The 15,413-nt window shown below is 36.2% G+C and carries 5 protein-coding genes; all 5 read right to left on the minus strand.

The window, feature by feature from the left end; translation table 11 throughout:
• Nucleotides 1-5,841, minus strand: a 5,841-nt coding sequence (locus tag N4A68_17290) for a S8 family serine peptidase (GenBank protein ID MCT4566049.1), incomplete at its 3' end; no start/stop codon positions are given.
• Between the two features lie 14 nt (nt 5,842-5,855).
• On the minus strand, nt 5,856-9,200 hold the full coding sequence (locus N4A68_17295) for a fibronectin type III domain-containing protein (protein MCT4566050.1): 3,345 nt from the start codon (nt 9,198-9,200) through the stop codon (nt 5,856-5,858).
• Nucleotides 9,201-9,299: 99 nt separating this feature from the next.
• Nucleotides 9,300-10,634: an Ig-like domain-containing protein gene (locus N4A68_17300; protein MCT4566051.1), complete on the minus strand. Its 1,335-nt coding sequence runs from the start codon at nt 10,632-10,634 to the stop codon at nt 9,300-9,302.
• Between the two features lie 326 nt (nt 10,635-10,960).
• Nucleotides 10,961-12,961 carry an NAD-dependent DNA ligase LigA gene (gene ligA / locus N4A68_17305; protein MCT4566052.1) on the minus strand — a complete coding sequence of 667 codons (2,001 nt, stop codon included), beginning with the start codon at nt 12,959-12,961 and terminating at the stop codon, nt 10,961-10,963.
• A 102-nt stretch (nt 12,962-13,063) separates the two neighbouring features.
• A complete protein-coding gene (gene pcrA / locus N4A68_17310) occupies nt 13,064-15,283 on the minus strand; it encodes a DNA helicase PcrA (GenBank protein MCT4566053.1) in 2,220 nt (739 codons plus the stop codon).
• Nucleotides 15,284-15,413: the final 130 nt, after the last annotated feature.

A 15,413-nucleotide genomic window follows, 5' to 3' on the forward strand; every position in this document is an offset into this window, starting at 1 on the left:
ATAATATGTATACTCCATGGTCTTTGCCGGATTGTAAATATAGTTTCCTGGTTCACCGGTTCTTCCCTTAGGTGCTATTTCCCTTATTAATTGATTTCTAGCACCATATTCATATATGATCTCATTCCCATTTCCGTCTATTTTACTTATTAGGTTTTTATTTAAATCATAGCTGTACCTTGTTTTTGTACCTTCCGGAGTCAATACCCCATATAAATTGTTGTTTTCATCGTATTTATAGGTCGTTGTTCTGTTGTTTTTATCGGTTTTAGTTGCCACATTTCCCAGGTCATCGTAGGTTATTCCTTCTACTTTGCCGAGGGGGTCGGTGGTGTATATAAGTCTATTATTTTTGTCATATTGGTATGCGGTTTCATTTCCTAGGGCATCGATGCTCTTGCTTTGGGCACTGTTTAGATTATATTCCAGTTTTTGTATTGTATTTCCATAGGGGTCCTTTTCCTCTATAAGCCTATCTATTGTATCATATACCTTTGTATATGTATTTTCCCTCCAGTCCCTTGTACTTGCTAGATTGCCATTGGGGTCATATTCATAGGTAATGGTTTTATCGATGCTTCCTACAGTATACTGCTCCCCAGTTTTTCTATTTAGTTTGTCATAGCTATATGTTCTTATATTTCCATTTCCATCGGTACTAGTTAGAACATTACTATTTTTATCATAGGTATAGGATACTGTTATGGCTTCCTCACCACTTTGGTTTTGCTGTGTTTCTCCCGTTAATCTGCCTAAAATATCATAGGTCTTGATTATCTGCTTTCCTAGGCTGTTTGTTATACTTCTTACATTTCCAAGCTTGTCATATTGATAGGTTTCTATGTTTTCATCTATTGTTTCATCATCTGGATAGGTAATGCTTCTTATCTTTCCTAATCCATTATAGGTATATATAGTGGTATTTTCTAAAGCATCTGATTTGGTAAGCATATTACCTAGTTTATCGTAGGTGCTTTCTGCTAAGGTTTTTTCCTGAGAATCTTTGTTTTTTCTTCTGGTAATTTTAATAACATTATCATCTTCATCGTAGCAGTAGCTTGTGATTGCTCCCTTTCCATTTATCTCTGCTGTTTTTCTTCCCCTTGCATCGTATTCATATTTAGTTGTGTAGGATTTGCTTCTATCCTTTGCAACGGGGTCTAGGATGGTTTTTACCATTCCTGCTAGATTATAGGTAGTAATAACCCCATAGCCACTGTTTATTTTCTCATCCGATGATTTTCCCCCGCCAGAGTCATAGCCTAGTCCATCGAGTTCTTTGACAGGTTGTCCCATGGCACTATACTTATATGCCTTGGATACTATGTGCTGCCATTTACCTTTACTGTCTTTATAATGGTATTCCTTGGTTTTGAGCCTATCCATTTTGTCGTAGGTATAAACTGTACTATTCATCTCATCAAAGGTCTTGGCCTCATCGTAGTTCTTTGGAGTTATTTCACCTATTTTCCTACCTGCAAGGTCGTATTTAAATATACTAGTTCCCCCAAGTGGATTTATGGTTTTTTCTAATAGTCCCATTTTATTGTATTCATGGGTGGTTGTGTTTCCCTTAGGATCAGTTTTGCTCAGTGGATTACCTTCATAGTTGTAGGTAGCCGATGATTTGATGTTTGTTAGATTTCCATCTACATCTTTTATCTGACTAATTACGCTTATCTGGTTATCATTGAAATCATATTCAAAGGTAGTTATATTACCTTCCGTGTTTGTAACCGATTTAACATTACCATTTCCATCATAGCTATAGATAGTTGCTAAGTCTAGTTTATCGGTACTATCTAAGGCATTTCCATATATATCCCCTGACATCACATGTACTGTTTGTTTCTTTAGTCTATTTAAGTGGATATATTCATATTCTGTGACCTTTTTATTTGTATCATCGATATATTCCTCTGTTTTAGCTAAGTTGCCATCTAGGTCATAGGTATATGAAGTTTTTGCTCCGCTACTCTTTGCTGAATCTTTTAATTTCCCGTTCTTATAATATTCATTATTGACGATTATAAACTTTGTAGGGGTTTCATTTATTTCTACCTTGTCTATTCCTACCTTTTCTTCGGTCCTTCTTCCTGCCTTATCATAGGTATATATGGCACAAGTATATTTTGTCTGTCCATCTTCGATTTCAAATGGACTGTATTCTTTAATTAATCGATTTAACCCATCGTAATAATGATATTTTGTACTTCCATTTTTCTGGGTTATTGTTTCTATTTCTCCGTTTTTGTAATATGTTACGGATTGTCTTGTACCATCTGGATATTCTTCCTTGATTACTCTTCCTGCAAAGTCAAAGGTTTTAAAGGTTTCAGCTTTTTCACTATCATTTAGATATAATATATGCTTTACAAGCTCCTTGTTATCTGCACTTTTGCCATAGGTATGTTCTTCTAGGGTAACTGAATCTAAGTCCGATGCTTCTTTAAATTCTATTTTAATGATCCTATCGAGCTTGTCATAGGTATAGTGATATATTCCTCCATTTGGCATGGTTTTAGTCTCGGCATTGCCATAGACATCGTAGGTATATTCAGTTATGCTACCCATTGGGTCGGTTTCAGTTTTTAGTTGTCCATTTGGATAGTATACATATCTTGTGCCGTAGTCTCCATTATATGTGTTATTTGCGGTATCTTCATGGGCATTGTTATATTGGTTAGGGGATATTTCCTTTGTTTTTCTTCCTAATATATCATAGACTATTCTTTCGGTTTCTCCCCCATGATAAATAATCTTATTAAGCTGACCATTATTGTTGTATGAATAGTTTGTCGTGTACTGCTTTGCAGTGGTTTCACTTAGCTTCCATCCGTTCTTATTGTAGGTATAGGTTTTTATATTACCTTCTGGATCAGTAGCTGTCTTTATATTACCATATTGATCATAGGTATAGCTTGTCCTATTGCCCTCTGGATCGGTTATGCTTTTTAGCAGTCCCTTTGCACTACATCCTTGGGCCTGGGATTCTGCATCGGTATAGTAGCCATAGTTAATTATTGCAAAACCATCCACACTGCTTTCTCCTTCAATATATTCATCGGTACCATTTAATGGTCTTACTTTTTTTTGAAGGTATGTTTTTGTATTATCGTATATATAATAGGTGGATTTATTTTCTGGGTCCTTTTCCTTTATTACATTGTTCTTATCATCATAGGAAATACTCTTAATACTACCATCGGGATAGGTAATCTTTGTTACATTTCCCCTGTCGTCTATTTCATATCTGGTAATATTTCCATACTTATCTGTCTCACTTTTAATGTCCCCATACTTGTTTTCTTCACCTACTCTATAGTATTCCGTCTGGGTAGTATCCCCCTGTGGATCTTGAATCTTTGTTATATAGTTGCTTTTATCATACCAATATACCCATATCCTATCGTTATTATTTTCTATGATGGTGGTTTTTTGATTTACTGTATCATAGGTATATTTTGATATACTACCATAGGCATCCTTTGCTTCGATTACCTTGCCTTGGTCATAACCCGTTGTATGGTTATATTTTAACGTCTGAATAACTGTGTCATTGTTATCCTTTATTTCATTTATGAATCCATGGGAGTCATAGCTGTATTTCATTTGACTTCCCACGGGGTCGGTTATTGTCTTTAGTAGATCATTTTCGTAATTATAGGTTACTGTTCTGCCTAGGGGGTCAGTGATTTTGCTTATATAGCCCTTGGGATTATATGTGATTATAAATTCTCTACCTACTATGTCCTTAATTTTCGTAATTTTATTTTGTGAATTTAGTTCTATGGTTACTGTATTACCCTTTGGATCCTTCATCTGGGTTAAATATTTATTTGCATTGAATATATATGTATATTGATCCTTTGTAGTAAGGGTAAAGGTTCCATCACTATTTTTTACGAAGATGCTTCTATTATCCTCAGGATTGTAGGTGCCATCCTTTTTCTTTCTAAAGGTTTGAACACTACCATTGGGCAGGGATACAAGTATATTGTTTTCCCCCTCTATTTTTCCTTGGAACCCAAAGGTCCAGCCTTTTCCCAGTAAAGTTTTTTTATCATCCTTGGCATTGTATGTCCTGCTGATATTCATTTGAAAGCCCGGAGCAGCCATACTCATATCATTTACAGTAAAGGAATAGTTTCCCGTCGATGGATTTACTCCACTTTTACCATAATGCATTTGTTCCTTTATTTTTGCCAGCTGATCCATGGTATACCATGAGTCGTCGTTGAATCCATTGTCCCCTGGATCAACGGGGGTTTCTCCACTGGTGTCCTCATAGGTGTCGGGCTGTGGCTTTGTGTTACTTAGGGCCGCAAAGCCATTGACTCTACCATTTGTTGCTATCTTGTCCTTTAGGGTATGGCATACTACTACATTTTCCTTTATCCTATTTACTATTTCAGTGTATGTTAAATCCGGAAGATTACTCTTAAGAAGTCCCGCAATTGCCGTTACATGGGCCGCTGCTGCTGAAGTCCCGCTAAAGGTTTTATATTGGTTTTCCGGCATAGTGGTCATTATGTTTTCACCGGGGGCGGCTACATCGATGTATTTTCCATATCCCGAATACTTACTTAAAACTCCCATATTAGTTATTGAAGCTACGGATAATAGGTTAGGGATATTAAAGCATGCTGGATAGGTTGGATGGGTAAGTACATTACCACCCCTGTTTCCAGCCGATGCTATAAATAGAATGCCGCTGTTTTCCATGGAGTCCCTTAGGGCATAGTTGTTGTCAGAACCTCCAAAGCTACAGTTAATGATTTTTACTCCCTTTTCCATTGCATATTCAATGGCCTGTATGGCATCACAGGTATATCCTGAGGTTCCATTTATGAATTTTAGGGGCATTATCTTTATATTTGGTGCTATTCCCATTATACCCTTTTCATTGTTCTTAGCCGCTATTATTCCTGCAACCGCTGTACCATGCATATCATAGTTGGCACCATCATAGACACTGCTGTCTCCATTGACAAAGTCCCAGCCAGTTATATCATCTATATATCCATTGCCATCATCATCTATTCCATTGCTTGCTATTTCATCTGGATTAATGTATATATTTGCTGTTAAATCCCCATGATAAATATCTATACCAGTATCAAGGATACCAATAACTACATCGGAACTTCCCTGGGTGATATCCCAGGCAGGTGTTATATTTATATCAACACCTGCTCTTCCCGCTACCCCTTCTATTTCCTGTCCATTGTTAAGCAGGGACCACTGCTGGGTGAAAAGCTCATCCGTAGGCATGGAATCCACCGTAAGCTTATAGTTTGGCTGTACATATTCTACTTCTTCAGATTTTGAAAGTTCTTCGATTACACTATCAATATCCTTTTCTTCGGTTTCCATTATGTCTATTTTCTGCAGCTTAAATTCCTTTTTTGTTTCCAACTTGACGGATTTTAGCCTTTGTTTTATCCCTTTTTTCACATTTTCTTTTTTTTCTTTGAACTCCTTGTCTGGTTTTAAATCTGCATCAAATAGGGACTTTGTATCCTTTGCTTTAGACTTGTCCTTATATTTGACGATTATCTGGGTCTTTTCTTTATCGACTAGATTAACCTTGTGCTTTTCTCTATGCCTTTTATCTATTGGTTGTTTTGTTTTTTCTTTAATTTTTTCTAGTTTCTGACCAGGGTCTTTTATATCATCCTTTGTCTGTGGCTTTAGTGGCTGAGTCTCTTTAACTTTCTTTGTTGTATAGGTAGACATTCCTTCCTCTGCTAGGGCATATTCTGTAAAAGCTGAGAATACACTTGTTAGAGTAAGTAGTCCTATTAATGTAATGGAAATATATCTTTTGAAGCTCTTCATTCTTATCCCCTCCCTTACTGAATTGTATAGGTTATTACAGCTTCTTTATCTACTTTGAATTTAAGCCTTATACTGTTTATGATTCCGCTGTAGCTTTGTCCTATAGGTAGGGTGCTTTTCTTTTTAAACTGCAAGGTTCCCGGGGTATTCTGAATGACTTCAATATCCGTTCCACCAATATTTCCTATGGATAAATCTGGTCTTGCCGTTTGACTAGCTATGTCAACTATCTCAATTTCATTTGGATTATAGGTTATTGTAAAGGTGTAGTTTTTAAAGTCTCTAATATCAATGGCATTTAGAACTAGATTCTTTTCTTCACCTATATTTCCATTTATGTTGTAGTTTTGTATAGAGCTTTTTGTTCTTATGGTTATAGGTTGACTCCAGTTACCTATGGTTGCTGGATTTTTTGCCCTTACCTTATATGTATATTCTGTATTTGGAGTAAGTCCTGTTATAAGATAGTTATTTGATGCTCCTGCATTTAATATCTGTCCACCTGCTTCTACCTCGTATTCAACTGCTCCCACTGCTCCATCCCATGATAATCTTACGGAATTTAGTGTGGATGATGCCGTTAGATTCTGTGGTGCATCCGGTGCGTCTGCCATTGTTATGACGGTCACTGCCTTGCTCCACTGCCCCTGCATACCATCTGCTTTATTTACTCTGATTTTATATGTATAGGTTGTATTTGGCTGTAGCTCTGCAAAGGTATAGCTATTGGCTGATATCGCCGATGTAACTGCTCCATTTCCTTCTATATCATAGCTCACTGCTCCCTGTATGGGTTCCCACATGAGTGTTATCTGATTCTTTGCTGTTAGTGCTGAGATATTCTGAGGCGAGTCACTACTGCTTGCCTTTGTTATAACAGTAATTGGCACTGTATAGGCACTGGTGCCCTTTGCATTTACTGCCCTTACCATTATTTTTTTCTGGGTTCCAGGTACTAGTCCTGATATGGTATAGGTTGTGTCTGTAATGTTCTCTATAGGGCCATTATTTATTTTTATATCATAGCTGTCTGCATTGGTTACCATATCCCAGCTTGCTACGATCTTCGTTTCCGTAGCCGTAGCCCTTAGATTCTTAGGTGTAGCTAGGGCATAGGTGCTAATATTGACAATGTTTATGGCACTGCTCCAATCACTTGTTGTATCACCCTGTCTTGCCCTTATCCTATATATATGACTTGTGTTTGGCATAAGTCCTTTATGGGTGAAGCATGTGTTTAGACCATTGTCTACTATAACTCCATCGGCTTCCACATCATAACCATCGGCTCCCGTTACCCCTTCCCATGAAATCATTATGCTGGTATCCGTGGCACTGCTCCTTATATTTGAAGGGGCCGTAAAAATGTCCTTACTGGTTCTAACCTTGATAGGTGAACTCCAGTCGCTATAGCTTCCAGCTTTATGACTTCTAACCCTATATGTATGCTCTGTATCAGGGGTGAGTACACTGTGAGTGTATATACAATTGATACCATTATCTATGATATTTCCATCGGCTTCTATTTGATATTCCATACCAACTATCTCATTCCATCTTATTTCTACTGAAGTCTTTCCTGAATTAGCTACTATATTCATAGGTATTGGTAAACTATCGGTTATAGTTTTAGCTGTTACTTCACTACTCCACTCACTCTTACCTGCTGGATTTATACTTCTTATCCTATAGCTGTGGGTTGTATTTGGAAGTAATCCTGTATGGACATAGTTTGTACTGTTTCCATTTGATATGACTTCACCATCTAGTTCTATGTCATAGGAAACTGCATTTCCTACTGCATTCCAAGTAAGGGTTATGGTATTTTCCGTTGAAAGTGTATTTATATTTGTTGGTATAACTGGTGCCAGTGGTAAGGTTGATTTAGTAATTGCTTCGCTCCATTCTCCCTCGACCTCACCATTTTTAGCCCTTACCCTATAATTGTGTTCACTGTTTGGTAATAGCTGTATATGGGTATATGATAGGTTTGTCCCGTTATCAATTGGTTCTCCACCATCTGCTTCTACTTCATATGAAGTTGCATTATCTACAGGATTCCAGTAAATTGTTATTTCATTACTTGTTGCCGTAGCTGTTACTTCTGAAACCTTTTTTGGAGGTGGATTTAGTGTAGTTCCGCTGACAGGGGAACTAAATACGGTTTCTATCCCTTCTTCATTTTTAGCTTTTACTTTATATGTATAGGTTGTTAATGGAGCTAGTCCATTTATTGTTATACTTTTATTCTGTGGAATAAGCCATGTTGGTGATGTTGTTTCTTCTCCTGAAGATGATATGTAATTGTTATTTGATGTATTTACTATTTGGTATACTGTGTTGCTAGAATTATTATCTTCTATAGTTAGTTCCAATGTTATTGACGTAGGATTGTTTACTGTTATACTTGGTACTTCTGCCTTTGTATATATTTTTCTTGTAACTGATTTAATATTACCAGCTACATCCTTGGACTCTACCTTAATGTTATAATCCTTGTTTGGTGATAGTTTTGAAAAGGTATAGCTTGGGATGCTTTTCCAATCACTTATCATATTCCCGATTGAAAAACGATATGGAGATGCTGATAAGCCCGATGGGTCTGTTGCAGTACAGTTTACTGTTATATTATTAGTTGTGGAAGCTATAGAAGCTATACTAATGTTACTTTCTCCTCTTATATACCAATAACCATCAGAGTGGATTCCATTTTGGGGATATTCTGATGCAGTTCCAACTACAATGCCTTGTCTTGAACCTTTTTCCTTATGTTTATAAATAGTATAACTATCTAGAACATGCCTTTTATTTAAATAATATTTAGTATTAGCTCTTCCACCAGATATACTAATACTTGTTATTGGACCACTAAAATACTGATGATATCGATTACCCCAATCATAGGACGAATTAGGGCCAGGATAATTTGTCCAAAGTTCTCCTCCTTTAAAAGCATGTCCGTTCGCTCTATTGAATAAATATGAATAATACTTTTCTGAAGAACCTCCATCAATTACTTTATCTAAATATATTTTATAACTTACTAAGTCAATTGACCCATCGTCATTCACATAACTATTCAAGTGAAGGTTATATATAGGTGGAATTGAATATGTAGTATAAGTATTCTTATAAATTTTTTTGCTCTCAACACTACCACTGCTATCTTTATTCCAAACTTCATTGACTTTATATTTATAATAATAATACTTATTAGTACTAGCATAAGCCCCATCACCTTTAACCCAAAGCATAGTTATGCTCAAGATTAGTACTAAGCTTAATATAATCTTACAAAAATTTACATTTGAAAAATACCCGTTTCCTATCCTAGGTGTCTTGAATTTATTAGTTCTCATGATTTCTCTCCTTTAAAATCTCTTATATCTAATTTATATAGCTATTTTTAAACAAATTAAATAAATATAGGTATTAGCAAAGATTTTCAACATATTCTCCTATTCCACCACATACTTAATCCCACTCTTTCCACCTATCTTAGCCCTGAACTTTATGGTGTTAACCACTCCAGACCATATTTCATTTTCATTTATTCCTTTGTTTATCATCATCTTTATGGTTCCCGGAGAGTATTCTAGGATAGTTATATCTGTGCCGGAAATAGCTCCTGTAGAAGTATCATTTTCTCCAGTTAATGTACATAAATCTACTACTTCCAAGTTTTGTGGATTGTATGAAAGGGTAAATGTACGGGACTTTAAATTGTTTATGCCCGATGCTGTAAATATAATATCCACTAATTCATCTTTCTTAAGATTTATGGAGTATTCAATAAAAGATATTGGTTTACTTGCTAGGGTCTTTACAACTACCTCTCCACTCCACATACCTTCTGTTTCTTGATTCTTCGATCTTATTCTAAATATATGCTCTGTATTGGGTTGTAATCTTGCATGTATATACTCTGTAGCCGATACATTTGTATCCATATTGCCGTCTATCTCTATATCATAGCTAGTGCTTCCCTCTACGGCATCCCATTTTAAATATATTTTTTCCTCCGTTGAAAATGTAAGTATACTTTTCGGAGCCTCCAATAAAACTTTTTCTACTGGTTTCTCGATTGAAATTACTGCTTGGGAAGATATCCCTTGATACTCTGCTGTTATGAAGGCTTCACCCATTGAAAGAGCAGTTATCTTACCCTTGGCATCTATCTGTGCTACCGTAGTATCTGATGTAGAATATTCTGCATCTGTGGTTACATCCTCGATACTGTCATCGGAGTATATTGCTGTAACCATTATATTGCTGGTCTCACCCTTTTCCATGGAGTATTCCTTTGAGTCAAGCTGTAAAGACACCAATTTTTTTTCTGCTATTTCGATTTCTTCATTAATTTTAGGAGCAATGTTTTCATTTGCCTCTTCATTTATATCCGATTCTTCTGTTTCTTTATCTTTAGGAATTTCATCCTCCTCTGATATTGGCTGTTTATCCTCGGTTTTGACTTCTTCTTCGGATGTAGGTTTGGTAGTTTCCTTTACTTCATTGTCTGTATTTGTCTCCTCTGGATTATCCTTATTTACATCCTTAGGAGCTGTATCCTCCGGTGAAGTTGGTTTATTTTCTTCTATGGGCCCGTCATTTTCTTCCGGCGTACCCTCTACCTCCTTAGGAGTATTCTCCGGTGCTATTGCTTCTTCTCCTTGAGTCACTTCCTCTGCATATACCCCTTCTGTGGAGCTTAATAGGTTGGTTGGAAAAATTAGATTTTGAATTAATAATGCAATAACCAACGCACGTGAAAATAGTTTTAATTTTTTTAACATACTGCGCCTCCCATTTTGTATTTTTAATATATTTTGTTGAATATTATCGTTATATATCATATTATACATATTTGTCCTGTAATTTTTTGTCGTATTTGGTTGTATTAGTATAATTTTTTTTATATATAATAGGGGTAAAGGATTTAGGAATAAGGCATATGAAGGAAATCATAATGGTATCATAAAAGAATAGAAAAAATAACCAGCGGTCTTTGGGCAGACATAGTTATTTTAGAAAATTTAAATCTATGGAGGATATAGAAAAGTCACGGCAATAAATGGGATTGCCGTGACTTTTCATACATATATATCTATTTATAGAGAAATCAGCTCTTAATTATCTCTGCAAATTCTTCCTCAGTAATAACCTTTACTCCTAAACCATTTGCCTTATCTAGCTTTGAACCTGGATTTTCACCGGCCAATACGTAGGAGGTTTTTTTACTCACACTGCCCGTTACCTTTCCCCCTAGGCCTTCTATTATTTCCTTGGCTTCCTTTCTAGCATAGCTTGACAAAGTACCGGTGAGTACAAAGGTCATACCCTCAAGCTTCATATCTACATTGTCTAGGGATTTTTTCTTGCTTTTCATATTAACCCCTGCGGCCTTAAATTTGTCAATAACCTTAATATTTTCTTGATCATTAAAGAAGGCCACAATGCTTTTAGCCATTTTAGGTCCAATTTCATCTATGGCTGTAAGCTCCTCTTCCCCTGCCTTTGCCAACATATCCATATCTCCAAAGGTATCGCCAAGGAGCTTTGCCGCCTTGGACCCAACAAGCTTAATACCAAGGGCGTTTACAAGTCTTCCTAGATCATTTTCTTTGGATTTTTCTATGGCTTCTAGAAGATTTTGAACGGATTTTTCTCCCATTCTTTCCAGATTAACAAGTTCTTCTTTTTTATCCTTTATGTAATATAAATCTCCGGGATCCTTGATAAAGCCCTTCTCTAGAAGCATGGTAACCAATGATTCTCCTAAACCATCAATATTCATGGCATCCCTAGATACAAAGTGAATGATTCCCCTTCTAAGTTGTGCAGGACATGCAATATTAATACACCTCACTGCGGCTTCTCCTTCAAATCTTACGGTTTGTTCTCCACATTCAGGACATTCAGTGGGTAGGACATATTTTTCCTCATTACCCCTCCGATTTTCTTCTATGACCCTTACAACTTCTGGAATTACGTCCCCAGCCTTATGTATAACCACCCTATCCCCTATCCTTATATCCTTCATATTTATAAAATCTTGATTATGAAGGGTGGCTCTACTTACTACTGAACCCGCAACCCTTACAGGCTCAAGTATTGCCGTAGGAGTTATGGCTCCTGTTCTTCCAACCTGAGGGATTATATCTAATACCACCGTTTCCTTCTCCTCTGCTGGAAATTTAAATGCTATAGCCCATCTTGGACTCTTCGCCCTAGTCCCTAGGGTCTGTCGCTGGGCAAGATCATTAACCTTTATTACAAGTCCATCTATTTCAAAGGATAGATCGTGTCTCTTTTCCTGCCACTTTTCACAAAGTGCTATCACTTCATTGATATCCTTACACACCCTATACTCTGAGGTTTTAAATCCAAGCTTTTTTAGATATTCTAGTCCTTCAGAATGTTTCTTCACCTCTATACCAGAGGCAGTGAGTATATTAAAAACAAATATATCCAATGGCCTTGATGCCGCTACTTTAGGATCAAGCTGTCTTAGGGAGCCCGCCGCTGCATTTCTTGGATTTGCGAAAATAGTCTCTCCATTTTCCTCCTGGCGTATATTAAGCTCTGCAAATTTTTGCTTTGGTATATAAACCTCACCCCTAACTTCAATATCTATTTCATTTTGAAGTCCAAGGGGAATGGATTTTATTGTCCTAAGATTTTTTGTTATCTCCTCCCCAATGGTTCCGTCTCCTCTAGTTGCACCTCTGACAAAACTTCCATTTTCATATTTTAAAGCAACCGATAATCCATCGATCTTGTATTCCACTACATATTCTACCTGTTCTCCAACTTCTTTTCTAATTCTTTTATCAAAATCAAGTAAATCCTTATCATCATAGGAATTGCCGAGACTCAAAAGAGGCACCGTATGGGCGACCTGATCAAATTTTGACAATGGTTCTCCACCCACCCTTTGACTAGGTGAATCCGAGGTTTTAAACTCTGGAAATCCTTCTTCTAAATCCATAAGCTCCTTCATAAGCATATCATAATCATAATCACTTATTTCTGGTATATCTAATACATAATATCTATGGTCATGGTGGTTTATTTGTTTTTTCAGCTGTTGAATTCTTGTTTTAGCTTCATTCTTATTCATAGGATAGTCTCCTTTCGTATCAAGTTGAAAGTTCTAAGTGCTTGGGTCAGTTCTATATTGTCCTTTTTCTTTGCCTTAGAACTTTCCATCTGGAACATTAAACTAATTTATTATTTCAATCGGTGCAAAACCTAGCATGAGCTTTTTGATTCCTTGTTTGTCAAAGGCAATGGTCAACTCTGCTTTGTCTCCTGTTCCATTTATACTGATAATAGTTCCGCTTCCGAACTTTTTATGCTGTACCTTTGTGCCGGGTCTAACCTCAGAGGAATCCACATTGCTTACAGGTTTTTTTTGTATTTTTTCTTCCTTAGGTTTTTTAAAGCTTATCATATGGCTATTTGCAAAGGTATTAAGATCACTTGACCCAAAATCAATATTAGTCTGTTTTCCTATTATATCATCCATATTAACTAACTCTTGGGGTATATCATCTATAAATCTGGATACTGGATTTACATTTGTTCTACCATATAAGGTTCTCATTGAAGCATGGGTCAAGTATAGTTCCTCCTTAGCCCTTGTTATGCCTACATAGCACAGTCTTCTTTCTTCTTCCAATTCCTCATCATCCGCCATAGACCTTGATCCAGGAAAGATTCCATCCTCCATACCAACCATAAATACTACTGGGAACTCTAGTCCCTTGGCACTATGTAAAGTCATTAAGGTCACAGTATTATAATCATCTTGAAGATTATCTAGGTCAGAGCTTAAGGATATGTTCCCTAAAAATTCTTCTAAGGTATTTGTTTCAGATGTATTTTCAAATTCCATAGCCACGGACATAAACTCCCCAAGGTTTTCGATTCTGGTTTGAGCCTCGATAGTATTTTCATTTTTCAATTCCTCTAAATATCCCGTTTCATTTAATACATTCTCTATGATTTCTGCCACCCTTAATTCGTTTTTATTAACAATATATTTTGTTACTACATCTAAAAAGGAATTAATACCTGCAGTTACCCTTTTTGAAAAACCACCGATTTCATTTATATCAAGCATGGTATTAAATAGTTTTTCTCCCCTTTGCTCGGCTAAATCCCTAAGTTTTTCGATGGTCTTATTTCCTATACCCCTTTTAGGAGTATTAATCACCCTTACCAAGCTCACATCGTCAATGGGATTTTGAATCACCCTCAAATAGGCTATGATATCCTTTATCTCTTTTCTATCGTAGAATTTAAGTCCCCCATACATCCTATAGGGTATATTATTTCTCATTAAAGAATCCTCTATTACACGGGATTGGGCATTGGTTCTATAAAGAACGGCAAATTCCATAAACTTCCTTTTATCGTATTTAGCCTTTTTTTCAATCTCCCTTACCACAAAGTCTGCTTCATCACGCTCAGTTTGACCTTTGTAGTAGTTTATTTTTTCACCCTCATCATTGGCTGTCCAAAGTCTCTTTCTTTTTCTTCCCCTGTTTTCCTTTATAACATTATTAGCGGCCTCAAGTATGGTTTTTGTGCTTCGATAGTTTTGTTCCAGCCTAATAACCTCAGCATCATGAAATTCCTTTTCAAAGTCAAGTATATTTCTAATATCAGCCCCCCTAAACTTATAGATAGACTGATCGTCATCACCCACAACACATAAATTTCTATGAACCTTTGACAGCTTACTTATAAGGGTATATTGAGCTTTATTTGTATCCTGGTACTCGTCGACCATTATGTATTCAAATCTTCTTTGATAAAAATCTAAAACCTCGGGATTTCTTTCAAACAAATCAATGGTTTTAAGTATTAAGTCATCGAAGTCCAATGCATTATTGCTAACGAGCTTTTTTTGATAAAGCTCATATATATCACAAAGTGTTTTCAATTTATAATCACTATAATGAAGATTGCTATATTTTTCTGGTGTAAGGAGCTTGTCCTTTGCATCTCCGATTACGCTTTGTACATATTTAACGGGATATGCTTTATCATCCACATTAAGCTCCTTGAGACATTGCTTGATTACAGTTTTCTGATCGGCTGTGTCGTATATAACAAAATCCCTAGTATAATCTATTTTATCTATATCTCTACGAAGAATTCTGACACATGCGGAGTGAAAGGTACTGATCCACATATTTGAAGCAATACTCCCTATTAGGCTTTCTACCCTTTCCTTCATCTCCTTTGCAGCCTTATTTGTAAATGTAATAGCTAATATATTCCTTTCATATACACCTATATCCTCTATCAAATGTGCTATTCTATGGGTTAAAACCCTAGTTTTTCCCGATCCTGCACCTGCTAAGATAAGAAGGGGTCCCTTTGTTTTCTCAACAGCTTGCCTCTGTTTCTCATTTAAAGTAGATAAATCCATTATAAAGCTCCTTTCAATATATCTATGCGAATAATAATTTTCTAAGATAATCTTATATGATTTACTATCGACATGCAAATGTTTGTTCGTATATTTTTCTTTTTTTATTTCCTTCTTGTATTATTATCTA

Source organism: Maledivibacter sp. (assembly GCA_025210375.1).
In the GTDB taxonomy this organism is placed as follows: Bacteria; Bacillota; Clostridia; order Peptostreptococcales; family Caminicellaceae; genus JAOASB01.

Coding starts and splice junctions, on each gene's coding strand:
- N4A68_17295 (MCT4566050.1), bottom strand. CDS start 9,200: ATGAGAACTAATAAATTCAAGACACCTAGGATAGGAAACGGGTATTTT.
- N4A68_17300 (MCT4566051.1), bottom strand. CDS start 10,634: ATGTTAAAAAAATTAAAACTATTTTCACGTGCGTTGGTTATTGCATTA.
- ligA (MCT4566052.1), bottom strand. CDS start 12,961: ATGAATAAGAATGAAGCTAAAACAAGAATTCAACAGCTGAAAAAACAA.
- pcrA (MCT4566053.1), bottom strand. CDS start 15,283: ATGGATTTATCTACTTTAAATGAGAAACAGAGGCAAGCTGTTGAGAAA.